We start from the raw sequence: 26043 nt of genomic DNA, 5'->3' as shown, positions 1-26043 counted from the left end.
TGAAGCTGACGGGAGTCCGTCAGCTAAAGGAAGACCTACTGTGAGCAGCACATTTTTTATTCCCGCCGTGAATATCATGGGCATTGATTGCCTGGACGAAGCCATGGGCGCGATCCGCAAGCATGGCTTTCGCAAAGCGCTGATCGTTACCGACGTCGGGCTGGCCAAGGCCGGCGTCGCCGCACGGATTGCCGGGTTGTTGGCGATGCAGGATATCGATTCGGTCGTGTTCGATGGCGCCAAACCGAATCCGAGCATCGACAACGTCGAGAAGGGCTTGGTGGCACTCAAGGCTGGCCAATGCGATTTCATTGTGTCCCTGGGCGGCGGCTCGCCCCATGACTGTGCCAAGGGCATCGCCCTGTGCGCCACCAATGGCGGGCATATCCGCGACTATGAAGGCGTCGACCGCTCAGCCAAGCCGCAACTGCCGCTGGTGGCCATCAATACCACCGCCGGTACCGCCAGCGAGATGACCCGTTTCTGCATCATCACCGATGAATCGCGCCACGTGAAAATGGCGATTGTCGACCGTAACGTCACGCCGTTGCTGTCGGTCAACGACCCGGCGCTGATGGTCGCCATGCCCAAGGGACTGACCGCCGCTACCGGCATGGATGCCCTGACCCATGCCATCGAAGCTTATGTGTCGACGGCGGCGACGCCGATCACCGACGCCTGCGCGATCAAAGCCATTGAACTGATCAGCGCCAACCTGCGCCAGGCCGTGTTTGATGGCGCCGACCTGCAGGCCCGGGAAAGCATGGCCTACGCGCAGTTCCTCGCGGGCATGGCGTTCAACAATGCCTCGCTGGGTTTCGTGCATGCCATGGCGCACCAGTTGGGCGGCTTCTACGACTTGCCCCATGGCGTGTGCAATGCGGTGCTGCTGCCCCATGTGCAGAGTTTCAATGCGCTGGTCTGCCCGCAACGCCTGAGTGATGTGGCCAAGGCGCTGGGTGCCGACATTCGTGGCATGAGTGCCGAGGAGGGTGCCCAGGCGGCCATTGCGGCGATTCGCAGTCTGGTCAAGGATGTCGAGATTCCGGCCGGTCTGCGGGAGTTGGGCGCCAAGTTGCAGGACATCCCGATCCTCGCCACCAATGCCCTGAAGGACGCTTGCGGCCTGACCAATCCACGGGCGGCGGATCAGCGGCAGATCGAAGAGATTTTCCGCAGCGCGTTCTGAGGCAAAACCCCATCACCCAGCGCCTTCCCCGGTCGGGGAGGGCGCTGTCACGACCAGCGGGCTTGCAAACCCGCGTTCAGACAGGTTTAATTGAGTGATTACTCATTTATAAGTTGAACGCTGCTCCCCATGGCCCGTCCCAAAAGTGAAGACAAACGCAACGCCATCCTCAGTGCCGCCATCGAGGTGTTCGCCGAGCAGGGCCTGGGTTGTCCGACGCTGAAGATCGCCCGGCTCGCCGGGGTCGCCGAGGGCACCTTGTTCAACTACTTCAGTTCCAAGGACGTGTTGCTCAACGAACTCTACCTGCATATCAAGGCCGAGTTGCGCGATGTGATGATGCCCGGTTACCCGCGCACGGAAACGGTGAAGAAGCGCGCCCGGCACGCCTGGCAGAGTTATGTCGACTGGGGCGTGGCCGAACCGCAGAAACGCAAGGTGGTGGCTTTGCTCGGAATGTCCGCGCAGGTTACCGAACAGAGCAAGTTGCTGGGGATGCAGGACTTCTGCGAGGTCAACGAGATGATGCAGGAAAGCATTGCCAGCGGCCTGTTCCGCGACCAGCCGGCGGCGTTTGTCTCGGCGATCATGGGCGCCCTGGCCGATACCACCATCGACTTTATCCGCCGCGAACCCGACCAGGCCGAGCGTTATGCCGAAGCCGGTTTCCAGGCGTTCTGGAGTGCTACCGCCAAGGAGTAGGCGAGGCTGTTTCTTGTATTGAAGCTTTGCGTTGAAAATGAGTGAGTGCTCACTCAATATTAATCTCAGTAGTCATAAGGAGTACAAGCATGTCTAAGGTCTGGTTGATTACCGGCAGTGCCAGCGGTTTGGGTCGCAATGTCGCCGAGGCGGTACTGGCGGCGGGGGAACGCCTGGTGGCGACGGCGCGGGAGCCACGGCGGCTGGATGATCTGGTGGCGCGTTATGGCGATCAGGTGCGGGTGGTGGCTCTGGATGTCACGGATGCAGCGGCGGCTGAAGCGGCGGTGAAGGTGGCGGTCGATACCTTTGGTCGGCTCGACGTACTGGTCAACAATGCCGGTTACGGTCATCTCGCCCCTTTCGAGCAGACGGAGGCAGAGGCGTTCCGCGCCGAGGTCGAGACCAATTTCTTCGGCGTGGTCAACGTGACCCGCGCCGCATTGCCGGTGATGCGCGCGCAACGCAGCGGGCACATCCTGCAGATCTCCTCCGTGGGTGGGCGTCTGGGCATGCCCGGGCTCAGCGCCTATCAGGCGGCGAAGTGGGCGGTGGGTGGTTTTACCGAAGTGGTCGCGCAGGAAGTGGCGCCGTTGGGGATCAGGATCTGTGCCGTGGAGCCGGGTGGCATGCGTACCAACTGGGCGGTGCGTGCAGGCCAGGGCACACCCACGATCATCGACGACTACCTGCCTAGCGTCGGTGCGATCCAGGAATTGCTCGGTACCTACGCCGGCAATGAGCCGAGCGATCCGGATCGGATTGCGCAGATCCTGCTGAAGCTGGCCTATCACGAGCAACTGCCGCTGCACCTGTTGATCGGCAACGATGCCTTGCAGTACTGCGAGCAGGCCGAGACCGCCCGTGCCGAGGCGGGCGAGCGTTGGCTGGAGGTCAGTCGCGCCGCCGACTACAGTGCTCCTGTCGAGCTGCCAGCATTTCCAACCCATTGAGAGGTCGTCCATGAACGTCTTGTTGTTCGGTGCCACCGGCATGGTCGGCCAGGGTGTATTACGTGAATGCCTGCTGGCGGGCGATGTGCAGCAGGTCCGGGTCATTGGCCGTACGCCGGTGACCCAGACCGATCCGAAGCTCAGCCAGGTGGTGCACGCCGACCTGTTCAACTACCAGGGTATCGAGGCCGAGTTGCAGGGCTTCGATGCCTGCTTCTTCTGCCTGGGTATCTCGGTGGTGGGCCTGGACGAGGCGCAGTACACCCGGGTGACCTACGACCTGACGCTGGCCGCGGCCGAGACCTTGGCGCGGCTCAATCCGAACATGACCTTTGTCTATGTCACGGGGGCGGGCACCGACAGCAGTGAAAAGGGCCGCAGCATGTGGGCGCGGGTCAAGGGCCGTACCGAAAACGCCTTGCAACGCTTGCCGTTCAAGGCGGTGTACCTGATGCGTCCTGGTGCGATCCAGCCGTTGCATGGCGTGCGCTCCAAGACCGCGCTCTACCAGGCGGTCTACACGCTGGCCGGGCCGTTGATGAGTGTGTTGCGGCGGTTGTGGCCGGACACCATCCAGACCACCGAAACCATTGGCCGGGCGATGCTGGCGGTGGCCCGAAATGGTGGGCCGCAGCCGATTCTCGATCCCAAGGCGATCAATCAACTGTCTTCGCGAGGTTGAGGCTTGGCTGGGTGGCGGCGGCTGGCGAAGTGTTTTTTGGGGTGGCGGTGAACTGGATCATCGTCACGCCGGCGATCAGCAGCACGGCACCGACCATTCTCGGTACGCTCATATGGCGTTCCACCAGCCCGAACAGGCCGAAGTGGTCGAGCACCAAAGAGGCGACCACTTGCCCGGCCAGCGCCAGGGCGACAAATCCTCCTGCCCCTAGCTTGGGCACCAGCAGCACTGCCAAGGCCACGAAACACACACCGAATACGCCGCCGAGCCAGATCCAGGTCGGCGCCCTGGTGGCAAATTCCAGGTTCGGGAACGGCAAGCGTAGTGCGAGCATCACCGGCAACAACACCGCCATGCTCACCAGCAGCGAGACCAGTGTCGCCCATAACGGGTGACCGAGGCCGCGGCCGAGGTTCGCGTTGATTGCGCTCTGAAACGGCACGACTGCGCCGGCGATGGCGGCCAGGGCCAGCAGGCCAGCCCAGCTCAAGGTACTCATAATCATTCTCCAACAGGTTTTGCTGGACTCTAAGGTATTCGCGGGGCAAATTTAAATTCCAAGAAAATATCCAGAACATGCATCGGATGAATGATCTTCGTCGCATCGACCTCAACCTGCTGGTGATCCTCGACGCCTTGCTCGCCGAGCAGCACGTGACCCGTGCCGCCGAGCGCCTGCACCTGAGCCAGCCGGCGGTCAGTCATGCCTTGGCGCGCCTGCGCGACTTGCTGGGTGATCCGCTGCTGGTGCGAGTCGGCGGCGGGTTGGTGCCGACGGCGCGGGCACTGGAACTGGCGTTACCGTTGAGCGATGCGTTGGGGCGAGTGCAGGACCTGCTGGCTCCGCAAGGTTTTGATCCTGCGTCGGCCAAGCGCACGTTTCGCTTGGCGATGTCCGACTATGGCGCGGCGATGTTGTTGCCGGGTCTGGTTCGGGGGTTGCGCCGGGATGCGCCGGGGATCGACCTGCAGATCACCCAGGCCAGTCGCGAGGGCATGCTGGAGCTGTTGCTCAATGGCGATATCGATGCGGCCACCGGGGTGTTCCCGGATTTTTCGCCGGCGTTGCGCAGTACCCATCTGTTCAGCGAACACTACGCCTGCCTGGTGGACCGGGACAGTTTGCCGGCAGAGGGCGTGCTTGATCTGCCGGGCTACCTGTCGCGGCCGCATGTGTTGCTGGAAATGCGTGGCAGCGGGACGGCGGAAATCGAACGGGCGCTGAGTGCGATTCATCAGCGTCGGCGAGTGGCGATCAGCTTGCCGCATTGGGGGGTGGCGCCGCAGTTGATTGCCGGTACGGACCTGATTTTGACCGTGGCTTCGCGCAACTTGCGTAATATCGATCATGAGCGGCTGGTGGTGGTACCGCCGCCTTTCGAAATCCCCTCGTTCGACTTTATTTTTGTCTGGCACCAGCGCCGGGATGGGGATCAGGCATTGGGGTGGTTGCGCGAGTGCATGCGCGCGGTGGTGACTGTGGGCACGCTAGATTGAGGTGCAATGGGGGGCTGTTTTTCGGCTATTGGAGGACGTTTCTCTTTCCCTTGACTGAAGTTTCCTAGAAAATCCAGATCGCTTGCGCCAGGAAAATCACGGGACTAGTCTCTGGTCCGTCACTGCTATTTCAGTGATCGGGTTTAGCAGCCCGATTGACTTCCAGGCGCACAGAAAGCGCCCATATCCATTTGGCGGGCGCTTTTTTCATGCCCGCTTCATGCGTTATGGCGGCTGTGCGTGGGGCGCCTTCGGGCGCGCTGGGTTCCTGGAGTCCCGGTCTGCTAACCCGCGTACAGTCGCCACCCACCTCGTTTAGCAGCGATGGATGACGATTCCACTACTCCGGAGGACGTCATGTTCAAAGTTACACCTAACCCACCTGTTTGCGCAGACCTGAAACTCAACGCGGTTGTCGACCGGGTTTTTGCCCACTACAACCTGCCGATCAGCGATGACCCGATGGCCCCCCGAAATGCTTGTAAACCGGATCATCCGAACGGCGTCGAAGAAGCGCTGATTGATGTGTGTGACATCCTTGAGTCGGCTGCCGCGACGGCTTATGAATCCGCCGACCAACTTGACGGTTCGAAACGCAAACTGGCGCTGGGAGTCGTGCGCCTGATCGAACTGGCGCGCAAGCGTGTGGATGACACCTTGCAGGTCTGGCCCACCTCCAGCCACGTCTGAGTGTAGGAGCTGGCTTGCCGGCGATAGCGTTCTAATTTCACCACCATCCTTGAGTCTTACAGGCCTGTGCGCCGCTCCAACGCTGTTTTCCAGGCAATAAAAAAGCGGCCCGGATCAACCGGGCCGCTTCTATTCCGGCAACAAAAGCGCTTACTGCACTTCCACCGCCAGGCTGTCGTGGATCTTCTTCTGCCAGATGGCCGGACCGGTGATGTGCACCGACTCGCCCTTGGAGTCGACAGCAACCGTCACCGGCATGTCCTTGACCTCGAACTCGTAGATCGCTTCCATGCCCAGTTCGGCAAAGGCCACGACCTTGGATTTCTTGATCGCCTGGGCCACCAGGTAGGCAGCGCCACCCACGGCCATCAGGTACACGGCCTTGTAGTCCTTGATCGCTTCGATGGCGGTCGGGCCGCGCTCGGATTTGCCGATCATGCCCAGCAAGCCGGTCTGGTCGAGGATCTGCCGGGTGAATTTGTCCATGCGCGTTGCCGTGGTCGGACCGGCCGGCCCGACCACTTCTTCACGCACCGGATCAACCGGGCCGACGTAGTAGATAAAGCGACCCTTGAGGTCCACCGGCAAGGTTTCACCCTTGTTGAGCATTTCCACCATGCGCTTGTGCGCGGCGTCGCGGCCGGTGAGCATCTTGCCGTTGAGCAGGACGGTTTCGCCCGGCTTCCAGCTCTGCACGTCTTCCGGGGTCAGGGTGTCGAGGTTGACGCGACGGGCCGACGGACCGGCTTCCCAGACGATTTCCGGGTAGGCGTCCAACGGTGGCGCTTCCAGCGAGGCCGGGCCGGAGCCGTCGAGCACGAAGTGCGCGTGGCGGGTGGCGGCGCAGTTGGGGATCATGCACACCGGCAGGGACGCCGCGTGCGTCGGGTAATCCATGATTTTCACGTCGAGCACGGTGGTCAAACCACCCAGGCCCTGGGCACCGATACCCAGTTGGTTGACCTTCTCGAACAGCTCCAGGCGCATTTCTTCGATGCGGTTGGACGGGCCACGCTTCTTCAGCTCGTGGATGTCGATGGACTCCATCAACACTTCCTTGGCCATGACCGCGGCTTTCTCGGCGGTGCCGCCGATGCCGATGCCGAGCATGCCCGGTGGGCACCAGCCGGCACCCATGGTCGGCACCGTCTTCAGCACCCAGTCGACGATCGAGTCGGACGGGTTGAGCATGGCCATTTTCGACTTGTTCTCGGAGCCGCCGCCCTTGGCCGCGACGTCCACTTCCACGGTGTTACCCGGAACGATGGAGTAATGGATGACCGCCGGGGTGTTGTCCTTGGTGTTCTTGCGCGCGCCGGCCGGGTCGGCCAGGATCGAAGCGCGCAGGACGTTTTCCGGCAGGTTGTAGGCGCGACGCACGCCTTCGTTGATCATGTCGTCCAGGCCCATGGTGGCACCGTCCCAGCGCACATCCATGCCCACGCGCACGAACACGGTGACAATCCCGGTGTCCTGGCAGATCGGCCGGTGGCCGGTGGCGCACATGCGCGAGTTGATCAGGATCTGGGCCATGGAGTCGCGGGCCGCCGGCGACTCTTCCCGCAGGTAGGCCTCGTGCATGGCCTGGATGAAATCCACGGGGTGGTAGTAGGAAATGAACTGCAGGGCGTCGGCAACGCTCTGTATCAGGTCGTCTTGCTTGATCACGGTCATGGGTCGCGCTCCTCTATAAAGACGGGAACATGGAAATAAGGTGTTTGCGACCGGTTTGCATCTGGTCTGTCGAAAACATCTTTTGAGGCGGGCCGGGCACGCATGACCGGCACAAAATAAGGCGCGGCAGTATAACCCGCCCTTGAGCCCGGCACATCCGTCAGTGGTCAAACCAAGGTCGCAGGAGCGTCGGCACTTTTCTTGCGTCCTTATCTTGTCCTCTCGTCCAGATTAAAGTGTACGAGTGGCAAAAAATTGAATAGTTATTTTTGATCCAGATCACTAGAGTGGCAAGTGGCCTGTACGGGAAGGAAACCCCTTGAGCCCTCAGCGCAAAGTGAGTCAAAGATTGACCCATAAAGCCATACAGACTCTGTTACGCAAACGCTTTGCCCTGGCTGCCGGCACCTATCTACTGCTGTTGTCGCTGTTGTGGGTAGCGATTTTCACCGATAACTATGAGGCCAGCGTAACCACGGGCCTGATAGGCAGCGGCCTGGTGATTCTCAGCCAGGGCGTACTCGGCTGGCTGTTTATCAGTGGCCGCAACCGGCATTTTCGCGATCCCAGCCTGACCGAGCTGCAGGTGCTCATAGGCCTGGGTTGGCAGACCTACCTGATGGCCAACCTCGAACAGGCCCGCGGCGCCTTCCTGGTGTTTTATCCGTTGGTGCTGCTGTTCGGCATGTTTCATCTGCCGCAACGCAAGTTCGTGCGCTGTGCGGCGCTGGTGTTCTTCTCGTTTGCCGCGCTTAATCTCTGGGAGGGTTACCACTTCCAGTTGCCGGACCCGGGTCTGGCGTTGCTGCAGGTGTGCGTGCTGTTCGTCGTGTTGCTGTGGTTGTGTCTCTACGCCAGCTATGTGCAAGCCTCCCGTCAGCGTATGCGCCAGCGCCGCTTTGCCTTGCAGGCCCACCAGGATACCCTGCGCGGGATGATGCGCCAGTTGGAAGACCTGGTGGCGACCGATGAACTGACCGGGCTGTACAATAGACGGCATTTCCTGCGCCTGGCTTCCCGTGAACTGGAGCTGATGGACGCGGATGTGGTCCATGGCCTGGCCTTGATCGACCTCGATCATTTCAAGCGGATCAACGATATGCACGGGCATGCCGCCGGCGACCAGGTCTTGCAGGCGTTCGCCGCGGTGGCCATGGCCTGTGTGCGCGACGGCGATGTGCTGGCGCGCTACGGTGGAGAAGAATTCGTGTTGCTGTTGCCCAATGCCGATCCCGAGCGCCTGACCTCCTGTTGCGAGCGCTTGCGTCTGGCCTTTACCCAGGTGGAACTGATGGGGATGGCGGTGAGTAACCTGAGCCTGTCGGTCGGCATGACGCTGGTGGGAGTGGAAGACGACCTCGACGATGCCTTGCAGCGCGCCGACCAGGCGCTCTACCGCGCCAAACGTGACGGCCGTAATCGTTGCTGCGCGGCCTGGGAATACACCGATGCCTGAGCTGCGGGTGGGCGAACGGGGCTGGTCGGTGGCGGCCGGCAGCAACCTGCTCGATGCCTTGAACCAGGCAGGCGTGGCGGTGCCCTACAGCTGCCGGGCGGGCAGTTGCCATGCTTGCCTGGTACGTTGCGTATACGGCGAGCCGCAGGACAACCGGCCGGAGGCCCTGGCTTTCGCCCAGCGCGAGCGCGGCTGGCGGCTGGCCTGTCAGTGCCAGGTGCGCGAAGACCTCCAGGTCGAGGTCTTCGACCCGCGTCGTGACGGTTTGTCGGCAACGGTGGCTGAGCTGGAATGGCTGAGCCCGACGGTCCTGCGTCTGCGCCTGCTGCCCGAGCGGCCCTTGCGCTACAGCGCTGGCCAGCATCTGGTGCTGTGGACGGAACAGGGCGTCGCCCGGCCTTATTCCCTGGCCAGCTTGCCTGAAGAGGACCGCTACCTGGAGTTTCATCTTGATTGCCGGCAGCCCGGCGCCTTCAGCGATGCGGCGCGACAGCTTCAACTCGGCGCGCCGATTCGCCTGGGCGAATTGCGTGGCGGAGCCTTGCATTACGACCCGGACTGGCATACCCGGCCGCTCTGGTTGCTGGCGGCTGGTACAGGGCTGGCGCCGTTATGGGGAGTGTTGCGCGAGGCGCTGCGCCAAGGCCATGAGGGGCCGATCCGTCTGGTTCACCTGGCTCACGAAGGTGCCGAGCATTATCTGGCTTCGGCGCTGAATGAACTGGCCGTGCAGGTTCCCAACCTGAGCGTCGACTATGTGACGGGGGCCGAACTGCCGGACTTTCTGGCCAAACTGCGTCTTGTCTCCCGGCAAACCCAAGCTCTACTCTGTGGTGCCCCGGCGAGTGTCGAGGCGTTTGCCAAACGTCTGTACCTGTCCGGGCTGCCGCGCAATCAACTGTTGGCCGATGTGTTCGCGCCGCACGCCTGAGCGCCGGGTCCCCACAACAAGAGAGTTCCAATGACTGACGCGATTGTGCTGGAGCGCCAAGGCAGCCTGCTGACCTTGCGCCTGAACCGTGCTGACAAGAAAAACGCCCTGACCCGCGCCATGTACAGCCAGTTGGGCGAGGCGCTGCGGGAGGCGGATTCTGATCCCGAGATCAATGCAGTGTTGATCTGCGGCAGCAGTGAGTGTTTCACCAGCGGCAACGATATCGCCGACTTTCTCGAAGAGCCGCCGAGTGCTCTCGACAGCCCGGTTTTTGCCTTCATGCGTAGTCTGCTCGATTGCCGCAAGCCGGTGATTGCGGCTGTTGCGGGCCCGGCCGTGGGGATCGGTACGACGTTGCTGCTGCATTGCGACCTGGTGTATGTCAGCGCCGATGCCCGTCTGCGCATGCCGTTCGTCAATCTGGGGTTATGCCCTGAATTCGGCTCCAGCCTGTTGCTGCCGCGTCTGCTCGGTCATGCCCGGGCGGCGCAGTTGCTGCTGCTGGGCGAGGGCTTCAGCGGCGAGCAGGCGGCGACCTGGGGCCTGGCCACCGAGGCCTTGCCCAGTGGCGAGTTGGCGCTGGCCAAGGCGCGGGAAGTGGCGCTGCGCTTCGATCAACTGGCCTCGGCGGCGGTGCAGGTCAGCAAGCAATTGATGAAGGACCCGGATCGCGAGCAACTGCGCCAGGTGGTCGAGGCTGAAGCTGTGTTGTTTATCCAGCGGCTGCGCTCGCCCGAGGCGATTACGGCGCTTTCGGGTTTCATGACCCGGCGTTGAGCGTCAAGGTTTCCCGGACGACTTTGCTCGATGCCCGGGTTGCATGAGACTCGAATAGGCAGAGATCACCGACACCCACGTCAGCGCCAGTGCGCCGACCAGGATACTGTCCTTCTGTTCTCGCAAAATCCCCAGTTCGTGGGCGCTGGAAAAATAGGTCAGTGAACCCAGCGCGATGGCCGCCACGACTCCCTGGCAGGCGGTGATGATAATCACCGCGTGGATCAGTTCCGCGGGTTTTCGGTAATACAGGGATCGTCCCAGATAGAGGGCGATAAGAATCAGGCCGGCGATAATCGAATAAGAGGTCTGTTCCAGTGTCATGGCACCCTTCCTTGGGTCGGTAGTGTCAGGTGGGTGTTGTGACCCATAATCCGGCCAGGGCGCCCAGCAGCAAGCCTGCCAGCAGTGCACCTCCCATGTTGGGGAAGAGCATGCCGGCCAGGCTGGCGCCCCCCAGTGTTGTGGCGATCATCTGGATGTCCATCATCCGGCTGAAGGGGGGGCGGGTGATGGGAGGACAGTTTCGGTCTTTCATAGCGCTTCTCCTTGCCGAGGCTTTGGTGTGCATCCGGCGGTCAAGTGACAAGGCTAGCCTGTCAGCTGATCTATGTGCCGACACTACAGTGAAAAAAGAAAAAGCCTACACGGCCTCCGCGGCGGTTTTTCTCCCAGGCATGAAAAAGCCCCGTCCTCTTGCGAGAGGCGGGGCTTTTTTACGGCTGGGTTGCGAGGATCAAACCAGTGGGTCGCCCACGTGCAGGATCTTCATGCCGTTGGTGCCGCCGATGGTGTGGTAGCTGTCGCCCTTGGTCAGGATGACCCAGTCGCCTTGCTCGACCACGCCGCGCTTGAGCAACTCGTCCACGGCAGCCTGGCTGACTTGCTCGGGCGGCAGCGAGGCCGGGTCGAACGGTACGGTGTAGACGCCACGGAACATGGCCGCGCGGGCCTGGGTTTCACGGTGCGGGGAAAACGCGTAGATCGGTACCGAGGAACGGATCCGCGACATGATCAACGGCGTGTAGCCGCTTTCGGTCAGGGCAATGATCGCCTTGACGCCCGGGAAGTGGTTGGCGGTGTACATGGCCGCCAGCGCGATGCTCTGGTCGCAGCTTTCGAAGACCTTGCCGATACGGTGGCTGGAGGTCTTGCTGGTCGGGTGCTTTTCAGCGCCGACGCAGATACGCGCCATGGCCTGCACCGCTTCCAGCGGGTAGGCACCGGCGGCACTTTCGGCCGAGAGCATCACGGCGTCGGTGTAGTCCAGTACGGCGTTGGCTACGTCGGACACTTCGGCGCGGGTTGGCATCGGGTTGAGGATCATCGACTCCATCATCTGGGTCGCAACGATCACCGCCTTGTTGTGGCGACGCGCATGCAGAATGATTTTCTTCTGGATGCCCACCAGTTCGGCGTCGCCGATTTCCACACCGAGGTCACCACGGGCAACCATCACCGCGTCGCTGGCCATGATCAGGCCGTCGAGGGTTTCGTCGTCGGCCACGGCTTCGGCGCGTTCGATCTTCGCCACCAGCCAGGCGGTACCGCCGGCCTCGTCGCGCAGCTTACGGGCGTATTCCATGTCGGCGGCGTCGCGTGGGAAGGATACCGCGAGGTAGTCCACTTCCATTTCTGCGGCGAGCTTGATGTCGGCCTTGTCTTTTTCGGTCAGGGCCGGGGCGGTCAGGCCGCCACCGCGACGGTTGATACCTTTGTGGTCCGACAGCGGGCCACCGATCAACACCACGCAGTGCAGCTCGGTGTCGGTCGCGGTTTCAACGCGCATGACCACGCGGCCGTCGTCGAGCAGCAGTTCGTCGCCGACGCCGCAATCCTTGACCAGGTCCGGGTAGTCGATACCGACGACCTGCTGGTTGCCCTCGGTCAGCGGATGGCCGGTGGAGAAGGTGAAGTGATCACCGACCTTGAGTTCGATACGTTTGTTGGCGAACTTGGCGATACGGATCTTCGGGCCCTGCAGGTCACCCAGCAGCGCGACGAAGCGCCCGTGCTTGGCCGCGAGGTCGCGCACCAGCTTGGCACGAGCCTTGTGCTCGTCGGGAGTACCGTGGGAGAAGTTCAGACGGGCAACGTCCAGGCCAGCGAGGATCAGCTGTTCGAGAACTTCCGGCGAGTTGCTGGCCGGGCCCAGTGTGGCGACGATTTTAGTACGACGAACGGACATGCAGAGACTCCTGAGTTCAAGCGCAGCGAAAGGCTACTATGCTCCTCTGCTGTAGTCATTGTTCATTTGCACTACTTTTCAGCGAATGATTTTTTTCGAATAGGTTGTTTGGCGAACACTCTGGAGATTTTCGCCAGCGGGTCGATACACTAGCAAGAACAGGAGACCCCCCATGCGAATTTTGCTCGTTTTAGCCCTGGCGGCCAGTGTGGTCGGTTGCACCCGCTGGTCGATGGACAGCCATCTGAACAATGCCTATCGGTCCTATGATCGCGGCAACTGTGAAGACGTCATGCTGCAGTTGTCCAAGGTTGACCGTGAGAGCCGTACCCGGCAGTACATCCAGCCGGAAGTGTCGATGCTGCGCGGCCAGTGCCTGGAGCGCCAGAAGCTGTTCGTCGACGCGATACAGACCTATCAGTTCATCCTCACCCAATACCCTTACAGCGAGTATGCATACCGCGCTCGGGCGCGCCTGGAAACCTTGCGCCAGCTGGGACACGCTGAGGGTGCAATGCCGGCTCAGCCGAGTCCCGCCGCTTTGTAGTTCGCCGCTTTGTCATGATGGTTGAAATATCAGCTGGCTCTCTGCCAGCTTTGCGCTAGTCTTTGAGTGTATGGTTTCAGTTTTATCAATTCTTTTGAATTGAAAACCATGGCTCGGTAGATGTTTGCGACAAGGCGATTTGCCGTTATCGCGCCGAGGCCAAGGGAGAGCAGGACCGTTCGTCTGCTCCGAAGCATTAGCGCAGCCATGCTGAATGGCCTATACAGCGATCATTGCCATGCCTACTGACCGTCGAATCGAGCGGCATCAACTGCCTTATTTTCTGCAAGTGTTCAATCGCTATACCGGCAAGCCCATTGGCTACCTGGGCAATGTCTGCGAAGAGGGGCTGATGTTGATCAGTCAGTTACCCTTGCTGGTCGACGCTGAGTTCGAGCTGCAACTGAAGCTGCCACTCAGCGATGGCACCCAGCAAATGATTGATCTGACCGGCCGCTGTCTGTGGTGCCATGAGGAGACCACTCCCGGTTATTACGACTCGGGGTTTACGCTGGGTGAGTCATCCCCGGAGTATCTGCAACTGGTGGCGGCGTTGCAGCACTACTTCAGCTTCCATCCGTTGGAGGCTTCCGCTTAGCGCGGGACTTCAGGGCTGGGGTCCTAAAGGGTTCCGGCTCTTTTCCAACTCAGGTAGCGGCTGACCAGATCCGCCCCGAGTTCACTCGGGCGGGCGTCGAGTACCGGTACGCCGTGGGCGGCCAGTCGTTCATGAAGAGTGGCCCGGGCATTCAGGTAATCCACGGCGCCGCAGTAGGCCAGGGCTTCGGGCAGGGTCTGTACCGGCGCCTGGCGCAATTGGTCGAGCACTTCTTCCCTCAGGCTGGCCACCAGCACCCGATGTTGGCGGCCAAGACGTTTGACGGCGGTCAGCAGTGCCTCATCGTCGTCATCGCGCAGATTGGTCACCAGTACCACCAGGGCCCGGCGTTTCTGTCGGGCCAGCAGTTGGCTGGCCGCGGCCTGGTAGTCCGCCGGGCGCTGGGTGCTGTTCAGGTCGTAGACACTGTTGAGCAACACATTGAGCTGACCCTGGCCCTTGACCGGGGCGAGAAAGCGCGGCTGCTCGCCGGCAAAGGTGCACAGGCCCACCGCGTCGCCCTGGCGCAAGGCCACATAGCTGAGCAACAGGCAGGCGTTGAGGGCATGGTCGAAGTGCGCCAGCTCACCGTCCTGGCTGCGCATCCGCCGCCCGCAATCGAGCAGGAAGACGATCTGCTGGTCGCGCTCATCCTGGTATTCCCGGGCAATCGGCGTGCGTTGCCGGGCGGTGGCTTTCCAGTCGATCTGACGCAGGCTGTCGCCTTCGCGAAATTCGCGCAACTGGTTGAATTCCAGGCCCAGGCCGCGACGCTGGCGTTGGCGTACGCCGAGTTGGCTGAGCCAGTTGTCGACGGCCAATAACTGGGCGCCATAAAGGCGGGCGAAATCCGGGTAGACACGGGTCGCATCGGCCAGCGCCAGGTAGCGTCGCTCGGACCACAGGCCCAACGGGCTGGGCAGGCTGACTTCGCAACGCGCGTAGCGAAAATGGCCACGGCTCAAGGGCCGCACGCGATAGGTCAGCTCGCTGCCTTCGCCCGGTTGCAAGGTGATGGCTTGGGGCAGGTTGGCGAACGCCAGGCCATCGGGAACGTGATCGAAGAGCTGCACTCGCAGGGGCGTGGGGTGGTCGTGACTGAGTTCGAGGTGCACTTCGCCCCAGCGTCCCAATGCCAGGCTGCCGGGCAGCTTGCGTTTCACGTGCGGCGAGGGCAAGCGCCTGAGTCGAGCCCCATCCAGCAGGCTCAACAGCAGCAAGGCCAGCAGCAAGCCCCAGCCAATCGAGCCAAGGCGCTCGGGCAGCTCGACGCCCAGGGCCCCGAGGGTGCCCAGGCCAATGCCCAGCACCAGCAGGACGCCCAGCCAGATCAACAGCAGCCGTGAAGGTCTCATGGACGCGCGGGCCTCACTGGCGCGGTGCCGGGACCTGGTCAAGCAGTTGCTTGAGCACCTGGTCGACCGACAGCCCTTCGATATCCAGCTCGGGGGCGATTCGTACCCGATGCCGCAGTACGGCCAGGGCGCAGCCCTTGATATCGTCCGGGATCACGAATTCACCGCCGCGCAGCAAGGCTCGGGCCCGGGCGCCGCGAACCAGGGCAATGGAGGCCCGCGGTCCGGCACCGAGGGTCAAGCCCGGCCAACTGCGGGTGGCCCGGGCCAGGCGCACGGCGTAGTCGAGGACCTGCTCGTCCAGCGGCAACTCGCTGGCGATCCGCTGCAAGGCCAATACATCCTTGGCCTGCAACAGAGTGCGCAGGGGTTGTACTTCGAGCATGTCGGCCTTGGTCGAGCGGGTCACTTGGCGGACCATCTCCAGCTCCTGCTGGGCATCGGGGTAGTCCATGCGCAGCTTGAGCATGAAACGGTCCAGTTCGGCCTCGGGCAGCGGATAGGTGCCTTCCTGTTCGATCGGGTTCTGGGTGGCGAGCACCATGAACGGCTGGGCGATGGGCAGGGCGCGACCTTCGAGAGTGACCTGGCGTTCCTGCATGGCTTCGAGCAGCGCCGCCTGGGTTTTCGCCGGGGCGCGGTTGATTTCGTCCGCCAGCAGCAGGTTGGTAAACAGCGGGCCCTTGCGCAGTTTGAACTGTTCGGTCTGCAGGTCGTAGACCGCATGGCCGGTGACATCGCTGGGCATCAGGTCGGGGGTGAACTGGATACGGGCGAAGTCGCCGCCGAAGCAGCGCGCCAGGGCCCGCACCAGCAGGGTCTTGCCCAGCCCGGGGACGCCTTCGAGCAGCACATGGCCACCGGCGATCAGTGCGGTGAGCACGTCGTCGATCACCCTGTCCTGGCCGATCAGCACCTTTTGCAGTTCGTGGCGCACCGCCTGGGCCAACTGGCTGGCGCGATGGCGCTGCTGCTGGGCATGGGCCTCGGCGTCAACCGGGCTGGTCGGTTCGGCTTGTTGTTCGCTCATAGGGCATTCCTGAGGGTTTGCAGGTGGGCGACCTGGCGACTGAAGTCGACGCTGGAAAGGCGTTGCCTGGGTCGCGGGCGCAAGGCCTGGCTGATGGCGCTGGTGGGTTGGCGGGTCAGGCGCGCGAGCACCTGCCATTGTTCGGCAACGCCGAGTCGTTCGAAACCGGGGTGACGCTTGCGGGCCCGGCGCAGGATGTCCTGTTGCAAGGCCTGGAGCAGGGCTTCATGGCCGCTGCGACGGAGCAGGAAGTCGGCGCTGGCCCGCAGGTGTTCCTGCAATTGTCGGCGCGCCCGGGACGCCGGGGCCTGCAGCGGTCCCTGGCGCAGGCCGACATGCCACAACCACAGGCCGAGGAGGGTGGCGAGGGCGACCAGGGCCTGGGGGAAGTAGCGCCACAACAGGGTGAGCAGGTTGTCGTGGTCGGTATTGAACAGCAGGGTCACGTCGCTGTCCTGGGCCAGGTACCAGAGCAGCCAGGCGTTGTCGTAACGGCCGATGGCGTGGTTGGTCCAGAGGTCGGCGTCGGTCAGCACGGTGACCGTACCGGCGCCGTACTCCAGTTGCATCAAGTGGGTGGAGGTGGCGCTGTTGGCCCAGGATTGCGCCAGGTTCTTCGGGTCGGACAAGTGGAACGCGGTGTCGAAACTGAAGTAGGCCGGAGCGTCTTCGTCTTCCAGGTACATGCGGGTCAACAGCGGGTAACGCTCGTCTTCCGGTTCCGGGCCGTCGCCCTTGAGGTCCTTGCTCAGCAACTGGTGCAACTGCACGCGGTCGAGCAGCAGGTCGCCACTGCTGCCGGTCTTGGGATTCCACAGGGCCTCGGCGACGAACAGCAGCCGTCCGCCGGCCCGGGCCCAGTTGAGCAACTGGTCGGCCTGGCGCGGGGTCATGTTCGAGCGCTCGCCCAGCAGCATCAGGTTCTGCCCGCGCGGGTCGAGGCCGGGCAGGATATCCAGGCTGTTGGCATGGGTGACTTTCAGGCCACGCTGGCGCAGAAACTGCTCGGCGGCCAGGTAAGGGTTGGCGCGGGCTTCGGGCGAAGGGCCGTGATCGATGACCTCTGTGTAGGGTGTGGCCTTGTGATAGAGGTAGAGGCCGACGCCTGCGAGTACCACCAGCAGTGCCAGGCCGATCAGCCAGGACAGGCGCCGGTTCATCGGACGGCTCCCGGACCGAACAACTGTCGCCAGTTTTCGCACAGCGCCTGTTGCTGGTGGGCTGTTGGCAGGCGATGGCCGTAGGCGAGGTTCTGCCAGTGGCGGGTCAGTTCCTGGCTGAAGGCCAGCAGAGCGGGTTCCGGTAACTGACCGAGCCGTTCGAGGACCTGGCCTTCGGTATCGGCGCTTTTCAAGGGCAGTTGGTAGTCATGCAGCAGGCGGCTGAGCAGGCCACGGTAGAGCAGGCTCATGGCTTCGCGCGGCTGCTGGGGCCAGAGGGCCTCGGCGCTGGCGGCGATATCACCGGGCAAGCTGTCGATGTCCAGCGCCAGGCCGAACAGTTGCGGCGTGGCGCTCGGGACGGCTTTGGCCCGTGGCTTCGGGCGCCGGCCGACAAAGGTTTGCAAGCCATTCCGATAGCGCCAGGCCAACCAGGCCAGCAAGCCGAACAGCGCCGCCCAGAGCAGAATCTCCAGGCTTTGGGCGAGTGTGCCGACGATACGGCTGTCAAAACGCTCCAGCAGGGCCTTCAGCCAGCCGGAAGAGGCTTTGTCGCCAGTCTTGGCGGACGCTTCGCCCAGTCGCCAGCGGGTGACGGTTTCCGGGTTCTTGAACGGCGGTGCCTGCAACTGTGCCTTGATCGCGTCCTGGGAGGCCTGGCTGGTCAGCGGTTGCTTGAGCAGCCTTGGTGTGTCTGGTGCCGGTGGTTCGGCGGCCATGACCGGTGACGCGAAGGGCATCGACAACAGGCCGACGCCGAGCAGCAGTGCGGCGACCACCGGCAGCAGGCGCTGGCGCAACTGGCGGAAAATCAGTTCGATATCCCAGGCTTCCAGCACGGTCCTGCGGTTGAGGTAGAGGCTGAAGCCGCAGGCGATATAAATCGGCTCCCAGAGGATCAGGATCAGCGCGTAGAAGGCGTTGCTCAGGTGTTCCAGCCAGAGCCACTGGTGCTGGGCGGCGAACAGCAGTTTCTGCCAGTGCCAGTCGATATCGATCTGCCGGGGCAACAATAGATAGAACACCGCCATCAGGCCGATCCACAGGACATATTCCAGATGCGCGCCGATCAGTGTCAGCCAGCGCGCCGCGCTCAGGCTCTGGGGCAGGAGTACTCGCAGGCGCTGCTGGCGGGCCTGGCCGTCGAGGCCTTCGAGTTGTTGCACCGGCAAGGTGAAGCTGCGGCTCAGGCTCAGGCGCCGCCAGGTCAGGCTCGCCAGCAGTTGTGGCTTGAGCAGGCGCGGCCAGGCCTTGATTGTCTGTTTCAGGGTGGGTGTATCGCCGAACAGGGCCGTGGACAGGATGTACAGCGGCAAGCGCTCGAATGCCGGTTTCAGCCACCAGAACAGCAACAGGGCGATGGAGGGATGTTCCCAGAGCAGCAGGCTCAGGAGGGCGAAGACCGGCAAGGTGACCAGTGCCCAGGAACCCATCAACAAGCCGCGATGTTGCTGGGCCAGCAGCACGCCGAGGTCCATGGCTTCCCAGGTGCTGCGGGGGCGAATGGCAACGCTGGCGTCAGTCAGGCGCATGCTGGCTCCGTCCGGCCAACAGCAGATAGGCGCCCACCAGCAGCCAGAGCCCCGCGCCCACCGTGTATTTGAGCCGTGGCGCGAGATGGCTCATGGACGACCAGTAGGCTTCGATAAAGGCGGCGATCAGCAAGAACAGGATCACCCCGCCGACCATCTGGATACTTTTCTGCGCGTTCAGGCGCAGGGCCTCGCCACGGGACAGGCGTCCCGGCGCCACCAGAGCCCAGCCCAGTTGCAGGCCGGCGGCCCCGGACAGGACGATGGCGGTGAGTTCGAAGGCGCCGTGGCCGATGACAAAGGACCAGAAGGTCTGCCCGTAGCCGATCTGGGTCAGGTGACCGGCCACCGCGCCGATGGTCAGGCCGTTGAACAGCAGGAAGAACAGGCTGCCGAGGCCAAACAGCAGGCCACCGGCGAAGGTCTGAAAGGCAATGCCGATGTTGTTCATGATGTAGTAGCCGAACATCACCCAGTTTTCACTGGAGGCTCGCGCGACGGTGCGCCCCAGGCGACTGGCGGCGGGGTCGTACATGGCTTGCATATCGGCGACCTGCTGCGGGCTGACGATGCTGTAGACCAGGTCCGGAAACAGATAGATCAGCAGGCCGGTCAGCCCCAGGCTGGCGAAGAACAGCACGCCGGCGACCAGGACGAACGGCCATTGTTCGCGCACCAGGCGGGGGAAACCGGCGAAGACGAACCCCAGCACCGAGGCGCCGAGGTGGCTGCGATGCCGATAGAGCTGCTGGTGCCCACGCAAGGCCAGCTGTTGCAGGGCATCGACCAGATGGCTGCTGTAGCCGCGTTCCTGGGTCAGGGCCAGTTGTTGGCACAGGCGGCGGTAATGGGCTGGGAATTCGCGCAAGTCGGTGGCTTTCGCCTTGCCGCGCTCCATCTGCTCGAGCCATTGGGCAAAACGTTGCCACTCGGGCTGATGGCGGCTTTCAAAGAGGCTCTGTTTCATAGCGGGCCCAGCAGTCCGTGGGCAATGCCGTTCAATTCAGCCGCGGCCCGGGAGGCCGGCACGCCCAGGGGCGTGGCCAGCAGCGCCGCGAGTTCGCGGGTGCGTTCGGCGCTGAGGTCGCCCTGGCGTTCGGCGAAACTCAGCACGGCGCGTTGTTCCGCCAGATGCAGGATGAAGGGCGCGCTACGGGGTGTCGCCTGGGGCAGGCTGGGACGCGGCAACGGCTGTTCGCGATAGACCACCAGCGTGCCGCCGGCCAGGTCGCCGAGGCGCTTGAAAGTCGGGTGTTGCAGGCAACTGACTGCGCCGAGGAAATAACCGAACGGCAGCATGTCGACAAAACGCAGCAGGTTACGGGTCAAGGAAGCGGCCCAGCCGATCGGCGTGCCGTCATCATGCACGACCCGCAGGCCCATCATCTGCTTGCCCGGCGAGCGGCCTTGGTTCAGCACTTCGAACAGCACCATGTACCACCAACTGACCAGGAACAGCACGATCGAGCCGAGACCCAGGCCCAGCTTGCCCAGCAGCATCAGGCTGCTCAGCAGCACGCCGAGCAGCACGCCGCGCACGCCCAGGTCGATGGCGAACGCCACTGCCCGCACGGGCAGGCCGGCCGGACGCAGGGGCAGGTCGATACCTTCCGGGGTTTCGACGCGATAGTGGGTGTCCAGGGGTGTTTGCAGCGCAGTCTTCCTTTTCGGTGCTGAAATCGACGACAAGATGGCCGGTCCTTGCGGACAGAGGCCCGATCCTAGCCAGCGGCGCCTGGCTAAGCAACTTAACTCTGTAATGAACGGTATCGAAGTTGCTGCGCCCAGTTGTTACGGGATGCTGGTCCGAGGGGGCGCTGAGCGCCTAGACTGCGTCGGTCTTCTGTTCAGGAACCCGCCGTGACCTCCATCTTCTGGTACGACTACGAAACCACCGGGATCAACCCGCGCTCTGATCGCGCCTTGCAGGTGGCGGGCATCCGTACCGATGCCGAGCTCAACGAGATCGATGAGCCGGTCAACCTGTATTGCCGGCCCAGCGAGGATATCCTGCCGCACCCGGCGGCTTGCATGATTACCGGCATCACTCCGCGGCAACTTGCCACGCAGGGCTTGGTCGAGGCCGACTTCATGACCCGCGTGCACGCCCAGTTGTCCCTTCCGGGGACCTGCGGTGCTGGCTACAACACCTTGCGTTTTGACGACGAAGTCACCCGTTACAGCCTGTATCGAAACTTTTTCGATCCCTATGCCAGGGAGTGGCAGGGTGGCAACAGCCGTTGGGACCTGATCGATGTGGTGCGGGCGGCCTATGCACTGCGTCCGCAAGGCATCGTCTGGCCCGAGGAGGACGGACGGGTGACCCTCAAGCTCGAGCGCCTGACCGCGGCCAATGGCATTGATCATGGTCACGCCCATGAAGCCTTGTCCGATGTGCGTGCCACCATTGCTCTGGCGCGGTTGATCCGCGAGAAACAGCCGAAGTTATATGACTGGCTGTTTCAGTTGCGCAGCAAACAGCGGGTCATGGATCAGATTCGTCTGTTACAGCCGATGGTGCATATTTCCGGACGCTTCTCGGCCGCGCGTCATTACCTGGGGGTGGTCCTGCCGTTGGCCTGGCACCCGCGTAACCGCAATGCCTTGATTGTCTGTGATCTATCCCAGGATCCGCAGCCGTTATTCGATCTGGATGCCGAAACCTTGCGCCAGCAGCTGTACATCCGTCATGAGGCGCGTGCCGAAGGACAACTGCCGGTGCCGCTCAAGTTGATTCATGTCAATCGTTGCCCGGTGGTGGCGCCGCTAAAGGTATTGCGTGGCGAAGACCAGAAACGTTTGCAGTTGGACATGGCGCTTTATGAGGCGCGCCGCCAGCAACTGAGTGAGGCCCAGGAAGTTTGGCGGGATAAAGTCCAGGCCCTTTATGCCGGCGAAGATTTTGCCCCCAGCGAGGATCCGGAGCAGCAGTTATACGATGGCTTTATCGGCGACCGCGACCGGCGTTTGTGTGAGCAAGTTCGCAGTGCGGAGCCCGAGCAGTTGGCGCGCGGGCAATGGCCTTTCGATGATGAGCGGTTGCCGGAATTATTATTTCGTTACCGGGCACGCAACTTTCCCACCAGCCTGAGTGAAGAAGAGCAACAACGTTGGCGGACATTCTGCCGACAGCGTCTGACCGAGGCGGCGTGGGGCGCGCCGAATACCCTGGCGGATTTTACCGAGCACCTCATGAAGTGTTTGCCGAATGCAACACCAGCGCAGCGTCAGGTACTGGAGCAGTGGCAGGACTATGCACACTCTTTGTGCGCACGCTTTAACGTGACGGTCGGTTAAACACGCCGACGATTAAATTGCGGACAATAAAAAAACGCCAGTGAACTGGCGTTTTTTGTAGGTCGCGAATAGCGTCCGTGACCGGCCTGGCTTAGCCCAGCAGGGTAGCCCAGCCTTCAACCACGTCGCCGCCCCACTTGGCTTTCCACTCTTTCAGAGTCTTGTGGTTGCCGCCTTTGGTTTCGATCACTTCACCGTTGTGCGGGTTTTTGTATTGCTTGACCTTGCGTGCGCGCTTGGTGCCGGTGGTTTTCACGGCGCCACGTACGGCTTTGCCAGCTTTGGCCTGTGGGTCCAGGATGTTGATGACATCTGGCAGCGCCTTGTTGTACTCGCCCAGCAGAGTGCGCAGTTTGCTTTCGAATTCCATTTCTTTTTTCAGGGCACCGTCTTTTTCCATGGCGGCCATTTGGGCTTGCAGTTCTTTGATGGCTTCCTGGGTGGCGTGGTATTTCTGGATCAGGGACATGGACACTACCTTATGTTGAGTCAGGACGACAGGGGTACAGTGACGCAATAGTAGTCAGAGTATTTGAGCAAGTAAACATTTAATAGGTGGTTTATTGCATTTAATTTGAAACTTAGGTGTGTCCTTGTCGCCGACTTAGATGTTTTTGCTGCGCGAGCCAAGAGCCGTCTTGTTGTGACGATGTTTGAATTATCGGCGCGCTGCGTCGCGTCACTCGGAGAAAGCCCACTACAAGCGAGGGGAGAAACGGGTGCCGGGACAGGAGTGGGCCGGCGGTGCAACGAATACTGCAGTTTTTTCCCGTACTGGCTAGAATGGCGACCTTTGCGAAGTTCTGGAGTTCTCCCCCCATGCGCACTTTCCGGCTGGTGATTGCCTGCCCCGACCGCGTTGGCATCGTTGCCAAAGTCAGTAACTTTTTAGCGTCTTACAACGGTTGGATCACCGAAGCGAGTCACCACTCCGACAACCTCAGTGGCTGGTTCTTCATGCGCCACGAGATTCGTGCTGACAGCCTGCCGTTTGGTCTGGAGGCCTTTCGTGAGGCATTTGCCCCGATCGCCGAAGAATTTTCCATGACCTGGCGCATCACCGACACCGAGCAGAAGAAGCGCGTGGTGTTGATGGCCAGCCGTGAGTCCCATTGCCTGGCGGACCTGTTGCACCGTTGGCACAGTGACGAACTGGATTGCCAGATCGCCTGCGTGATTTCCAACCACGATGACCTGCGCAGCATGGTTGAGTGGCACGGTATTCCCTACTACCACGTGCCGGTGAACCCGCAGGACAAAGAGCCGGCGTTTGCCGAAGTCTCACGCCTGGTCAAACATCACGAAGCCGATGTGGTGGTACTGGCGCGCTACATGCAGATCCTGCCGCCGGCACTGTGCCGCGAGTATGCGCATAAGGTCATCAATATCCATCACAGCTTCCTGCCATCGTTCGTCGGTGCCAAGCCTTATCATCAGGCGTCCCTGCGTGGCGTGAAGTTGATTGGGGCAACTTGCCACTATGTAACCGAAGAGCTGGATGCGGGGCCGATCATCGAACAGGATGTGGTCCGTGTCAGCCACAGTGATAGCATCGAAGACATGGTGCGTTTCGGTCGCGATGTCGAGAAGATGGTGCTGGCCCGTGGCCTGCGTTATCACCTGGAAGATCGTGTGCTGGTGCATGGCAACAAGACCGTGGTGTTCTGACAGCCCGTTGACGGGCCTGGAGTTGTGGCGATGAGCGATCCACTCGACAAGGCAACCTCCAAGGCGCCGCCGACCGTGGGTGAGGGCTGTCTGAGCCGTTACGACACCGACGCAATGACTCCTGAAGACGGCACCGAGTTTCCCGGTGCCGCCGAACTCTGGCAGCAGTTGCAGGAAGAGTCCGAAGCAGACAAGCCCGCAGACTCTTCTGCGTCGCTTAAATCCTGAAACTGCCCACCAGCTGCTTCAATCGCGCAGCCTGCTGTTCCAGGTCGGTACAGGCCCGCAGGGTTGACTGCAGGTTCTCCACACCTTGCTGATTGAGGGTGTTGATCTCGGTGATGTCCACGTTGATCGACTCGACCACCGAGGTTTGCTCTTCGGTGGCCGTGGCGACGGATTGGTTCATGCCGTCTATCTCGCTGATCCGCTGGGTCACGCTGCTCAGGCGTTCGCCGGCCAGGTTGGCGATTTCCACACTTTCCAGGCTGTGGCGCTGGCTATGGCCCATGGTGCCGACCGATTCTCGGGCGCCAACCTGCAATTCTTCGATCATGGTCTGGATCTGCTGCGCCGATTCCTGGGTGCGATGAGCCAGGTTGCGCACCTCGTCCGCGACCACCGCAAAGCCGCGTCCGGCCTCACCGGCCCGGGCCGCCTCGATGGCGGCGTTGAGGGCCAGCAGGTTGGTTTGCTGGGAAATACTGGTGATCACTTCGAGAATCTGCCCGATATTCACCGTCTTGCTGTTCAGCGACTCGATGTTGGTGCTTGATGTGGCAAGCATTTCCGACAACTGGTGCATGGCCTTGATGCTGCGCTCCACCACCTGCTGACCGTCCGTGGCCAGGCCACGGGCGTCGCTGGCCTGATTCGAGGCCTGGGCGGCATTGCGGGCAATTTCCTGGGCGGCGGCACCCAGCTGGTTGATGGCCGCGGCGACGCTGTTGGTGCGACTGGCCTGTTCATCGGAGTTGAGCATCGACGAGTTCGAGGCGCTGACCACCCGCAGGGCCACTTCGTTGACCTGTTGGGTTGCCGAGGAGACTTCGCTGATCGAGGTGTGGATGCGTTCGACGAAACGGTTGAAGGCGCTACCGAGGATCCCGAACTCGTCCTGGGACTCGATCGTCAGGCGCCGGGTCAGGTCGCCTTCGCCGTCGGCGATATCCTGCATGGCACGGGTCATCACGTGCAGCGGTTGCATCAGCGCACGGATCAACAGGCCGAGCAGGGCGATGATGATCAGTACGGCGATGGTGGTGGCGATCACGGCCGAGCTGCGGAAATTGCTCAGCATCGCAAAGGCCTTGTCCTTGTCCACGGACACGCCGACATACCAGCTTACCGAAGATAAACCCTTGATCGGGGCGAAGGCGACGATGCGCGTCTTGCCGTTGGCCACGGTTTCGCTGATCTCGTTGCCGATGCGCGGGGTGTCCTGGGGATAGGCGTCGCTGAGGCTTTTCATCACCAGGGCCTTGTCCGGGTGCACCAGGATCTTGCCATCGGCGCTGACCAGGAAGGCGTAGCCGTTACCGTCGAAACTCAAGGCGTTGAGGCTGTCGGCAATGGCTTGCAGGCTCAGGTCGCCGCCCACCACGCCGATGCTCTGGCCGGCCTTGCGCACGGTGTTGACGATGGAAATCACCAACTGCCCGGACGCCAGGTCGATATAGGGTTCGGTCAGGGCCGAGCCGCTGCTGTTCTCGGCACTCTTGTACCAGGGGCGGGCGCGGGGGTCGTAGCCGTCGGGCATCTTGCTGTCCGGACGGATCATGAAGCTGCCGTCCTTGTTGCCCAGGTAGGCGCCCATGAAGGTCGAGGTGATGGCCTTCTGTTCCAGCAGGTTGGAGACGTTGGCCGGGTCGGCATTGAGGGCGACCGACTGGGACAGGTTTTCGATCAGCAGGCTGCGGCCGGTCAGCCAGGTCTGGATATTGTTGGCGGTGACGCCCCCCATCTCATGTAGATAACTGTTGAGGTCATCGCGGATTGCATTGCGTTGCAGGTAATCGTTGTACAGCGTGAAGAGCGCAAAGGCCGCGAGTACGATCAGCGACGCGGCCAGCAGGATCTTGTGACTGAATTTGAGGTTTTTGTTCATGGCGTTC

27 protein-coding genes are annotated in these 26043 nt (G+C 62.1%); 14 read left to right on the top strand and 13 right to left on the bottom strand.

The window, feature by feature from the left end; translation table 11 throughout:
* Positions 1 to 40: 40 nt before the first annotated feature.
* From yiaY to M5C01_RS10890, 4 genes are all read left to right on the top strand, one after another.
* Positions 41 to 1189: an L-threonine dehydrogenase gene (yiaY, locus tag M5C01_RS10905; protein WP_178129806.1), complete on the top strand. Its 1149-nt coding sequence runs from the start codon at positions 41 to 43 to the stop codon at positions 1187 to 1189.
* Positions 1190 to 1318: 129 nt separating this feature from the next.
* Positions 1319 to 1891: a TetR/AcrR family transcriptional regulator gene (locus M5C01_RS10900; RefSeq protein WP_103496643.1), complete on the top strand. Its 573-nt coding sequence runs from the start codon at positions 1319 to 1321 to the stop codon at positions 1889 to 1891.
* 89 nt (positions 1892 to 1980) lie between these two features.
* Positions 1981 to 2844, top strand: a complete 864-nt coding sequence (locus M5C01_RS10895) for an oxidoreductase (RefSeq protein WP_152738098.1) — start codon at positions 1981 to 1983, stop codon at positions 2842 to 2844.
* 10 nt (positions 2845 to 2854) lie between these two features.
* On the top strand, positions 2855 to 3526 hold the full coding sequence (locus M5C01_RS10890; protein ID WP_152738100.1) for an NAD(P)H-binding protein: 672 nt from the start codon (positions 2855 to 2857) through the stop codon (positions 3524 to 3526).
* Here M5C01_RS10890 and M5C01_RS10885 read toward each other — a convergent pair.
* On the bottom strand, positions 3501 to 4025 hold the full coding sequence (locus M5C01_RS10885; protein ID WP_103496646.1) for a DMT family transporter: 525 nt from the start codon (positions 4023 to 4025) through the stop codon (positions 3501 to 3503). The two genes, M5C01_RS10890 and M5C01_RS10885, sit on opposite strands and share 26 nt — an antisense overlap.
* Before the next feature lie 77 nt (positions 4026 to 4102).
* On the opposite strand from M5C01_RS10885, the gene M5C01_RS10880 reads away from it, so the two are divergent.
* Together M5C01_RS10880 and M5C01_RS10875 are read left to right on the top strand one after the other, a co-directional pair.
* The gene (locus tag M5C01_RS10880) at positions 4103 to 5023 is read left to right on the top strand and encodes a LysR substrate-binding domain-containing protein (RefSeq protein WP_152738102.1); all 921 of its coding nucleotides are present in this window, start codon (positions 4103 to 4105) and stop codon (positions 5021 to 5023) included.
* 357 nt (positions 5024 to 5380) lie between these two features.
* Positions 5381 to 5713, top strand: a complete 333-nt coding sequence (locus M5C01_RS10875; protein WP_152738107.1) for a hypothetical protein — start codon at positions 5381 to 5383, stop codon at positions 5711 to 5713.
* Positions 5714 to 5863: 150 nt separating this feature from the next.
* Here M5C01_RS10875 and M5C01_RS10870 read toward each other — a convergent pair whose 3' ends face one another.
* Positions 5864 to 7387, bottom strand: a complete 1524-nt coding sequence (locus M5C01_RS10870) for a fumarate hydratase (RefSeq protein WP_100938784.1) — start codon at positions 7385 to 7387, stop codon at positions 5864 to 5866.
* Between the two features lie 349 nt (positions 7388 to 7736).
* Here M5C01_RS10870 and M5C01_RS10865 point away from each other — a divergent pair, with 349 nt between their 5' ends.
* Genes M5C01_RS10865 through M5C01_RS10855 form a run of 3 tightly spaced genes read left to right on the top strand, consistent with a single transcriptional unit; the run spans position 7737 to position 10554 of the window.
* Positions 7737 to 8843, top strand: a complete 1107-nt coding sequence (locus tag M5C01_RS10865) for a GGDEF domain-containing protein (RefSeq protein WP_152738110.1) — start codon at positions 7737 to 7739, stop codon at positions 8841 to 8843.
* Complete coding sequence (locus M5C01_RS10860) at positions 8836 to 9774, top strand: iron-sulfur-binding ferredoxin reductase (protein ID WP_152738113.1); 939 nt, start codon at positions 8836 to 8838, stop codon at positions 9772 to 9774. The genes M5C01_RS10865 and M5C01_RS10860 overlap by 8 nt, the downstream gene beginning before the upstream one ends.
* A 30-nt stretch (positions 9775 to 9804) precedes the next feature.
* Entirely contained in the window at positions 9805 to 10554 is a 750-nt protein-coding gene (locus M5C01_RS10855; RefSeq protein WP_103496651.1) for an enoyl-CoA hydratase, read from the top strand.
* 3 nt (positions 10555 to 10557) lie between these two features.
* On the opposite strand, the gene M5C01_RS10850 is transcribed toward M5C01_RS10855, so the two are convergent.
* From M5C01_RS10850 to pyk, 3 genes are all read right to left on the bottom strand, one after another.
* On the bottom strand, positions 10558 to 10878 hold the full coding sequence (locus tag M5C01_RS10850) for a hypothetical protein (protein ID WP_152738115.1): 321 nt from the start codon (positions 10876 to 10878) through the stop codon (positions 10558 to 10560).
* 25 nt (positions 10879 to 10903) lie between these two features.
* Complete coding sequence (locus M5C01_RS10845) at positions 10904 to 11092, bottom strand: hypothetical protein (RefSeq protein WP_152738117.1); 189 nt, start codon at positions 11090 to 11092, stop codon at positions 10904 to 10906.
* Positions 11093 to 11290: 198 nt separating this feature from the next.
* Positions 11291 to 12742, bottom strand: coding sequence for a pyruvate kinase (gene pyk, locus M5C01_RS10840; RefSeq protein ID WP_152738119.1), 1452 nt, complete (start codon positions 12740 to 12742; stop codon positions 11291 to 11293).
* Positions 12743 to 12914: 172 nt separating this feature from the next.
* Here pyk and M5C01_RS10835 point away from each other — a divergent pair, with 172 nt between their 5' ends.
* A complete protein-coding gene (locus tag M5C01_RS10835; protein WP_103496655.1) occupies positions 12915 to 13289 on the top strand; it encodes a hypothetical protein in 375 nt (124 codons plus the stop codon).
* A 238-nt stretch (positions 13290 to 13527) separates the two neighbouring features.
* The gene (locus M5C01_RS10830) at positions 13528 to 13887 is read left to right on the top strand and encodes a PilZ domain-containing protein (protein ID WP_103496684.1); all 360 of its coding nucleotides are present in this window, start codon (positions 13528 to 13530) and stop codon (positions 13885 to 13887) included.
* Positions 13888 to 13910: 23 nt separating this feature from the next.
* Here M5C01_RS10830 and M5C01_RS10825 read toward each other — a convergent pair whose 3' ends face one another.
* From M5C01_RS10825 to M5C01_RS10800, 6 genes are read right to left on the bottom strand one after another with little or no spacing between them, the layout of a single operon-like run.
* Positions 13911 to 15242 carry a DUF58 domain-containing protein gene (locus tag M5C01_RS10825; protein ID WP_152738121.1) on the bottom strand — a complete coding sequence of 444 codons (1332 nt, stop codon included), beginning with the start codon at positions 15240 to 15242 and terminating at the stop codon, positions 13911 to 13913.
* A gap of 13 nt (positions 15243 to 15255) precedes the next feature.
* Positions 15256 to 16272 (bottom strand): MoxR family ATPase, encoded by a 1017-nt coding sequence (locus M5C01_RS10820; RefSeq protein WP_152738123.1) that lies wholly within the window; start codon positions 16270 to 16272, stop codon positions 15256 to 15258.
* Positions 16269 to 17432 (bottom strand): DUF4350 domain-containing protein, encoded by a 1164-nt coding sequence (locus tag M5C01_RS10815; protein WP_152738125.1) that lies wholly within the window; start codon positions 17430 to 17432, stop codon positions 16269 to 16271. The genes M5C01_RS10820 and M5C01_RS10815 overlap by 4 nt, the downstream gene beginning before the upstream one ends.
* Positions 17429 to 18964, bottom strand: a complete 1536-nt coding sequence (locus tag M5C01_RS10810) for a DUF4129 domain-containing protein (RefSeq protein ID WP_152738127.1) — start codon at positions 18962 to 18964, stop codon at positions 17429 to 17431. The genes M5C01_RS10815 and M5C01_RS10810 overlap by 4 nt, the downstream gene beginning before the upstream one ends.
* Entirely contained in the window at positions 18951 to 19931 is a 981-nt protein-coding gene (locus M5C01_RS10805) for a stage II sporulation protein M (RefSeq protein WP_152738129.1), read from the bottom strand. The genes M5C01_RS10810 and M5C01_RS10805 overlap by 14 nt, the downstream gene beginning before the upstream one ends.
* A complete protein-coding gene (locus M5C01_RS10800; protein WP_152738132.1) occupies positions 19928 to 20653 on the bottom strand; it encodes an RDD family protein in 726 nt (241 codons plus the stop codon). The genes M5C01_RS10805 and M5C01_RS10800 overlap by 4 nt, the downstream gene beginning before the upstream one ends.
* Before the next feature lie 171 nt (positions 20654 to 20824).
* Here M5C01_RS10800 and sbcB point away from each other — a divergent pair, with 171 nt between their 5' ends.
* A complete protein-coding gene (sbcB, locus tag M5C01_RS10795; RefSeq protein WP_177099947.1) occupies positions 20825 to 22261 on the top strand; it encodes an exodeoxyribonuclease I in 1437 nt (478 codons plus the stop codon).
* A 91-nt stretch (positions 22262 to 22352) separates the two neighbouring features.
* Here sbcB and mvaT read toward each other — a convergent pair whose 3' ends face one another.
* A complete protein-coding gene (gene mvaT, locus M5C01_RS10790) occupies positions 22353 to 22730 on the bottom strand; it encodes a histone-like nucleoid-structuring protein MvaT (RefSeq protein WP_040070505.1) in 378 nt (125 codons plus the stop codon).
* 350 nt (positions 22731 to 23080) lie between these two features.
* Between mvaT and purU the strand changes: the two genes are divergently transcribed.
* Positions 23081 to 23929, top strand: a complete 849-nt coding sequence (gene purU, locus M5C01_RS10785) for a formyltetrahydrofolate deformylase (protein ID WP_103496663.1) — start codon at positions 23081 to 23083, stop codon at positions 23927 to 23929.
* A gap of 30 nt (positions 23930 to 23959) precedes the next feature.
* Positions 23960 to 24157 carry a hypothetical protein gene (locus M5C01_RS10780; protein WP_152738138.1) on the top strand — a complete coding sequence of 66 codons (198 nt, stop codon included), beginning with the start codon at positions 23960 to 23962 and terminating at the stop codon, positions 24155 to 24157.
* On the opposite strand, the gene M5C01_RS10775 is transcribed toward M5C01_RS10780, so the two are convergent.
* Entirely contained in the window at positions 24147 to 26036 is a 1890-nt protein-coding gene (locus tag M5C01_RS10775) for a methyl-accepting chemotaxis protein (protein ID WP_152738141.1), read from the bottom strand. The two genes, M5C01_RS10780 and M5C01_RS10775, sit on opposite strands and share 11 nt — an antisense overlap.
* Between the last annotated feature and the right edge of the window lie 7 nt (positions 26037 to 26043).

The sequence above is a fragment of the Pseudomonas sp. MWU12-2319 genome (assembly GCF_023242525.1).
GTDB lineage: Bacteria > Pseudomonadota > Gammaproteobacteria > Pseudomonadales > Pseudomonadaceae > Aquipseudomonas > Aquipseudomonas gingeri_D.
The sequence above is the reverse complement of the archived record's forward strand: the minus strand, read 5'-3'. Positions and strand labels throughout refer to the sequence as shown.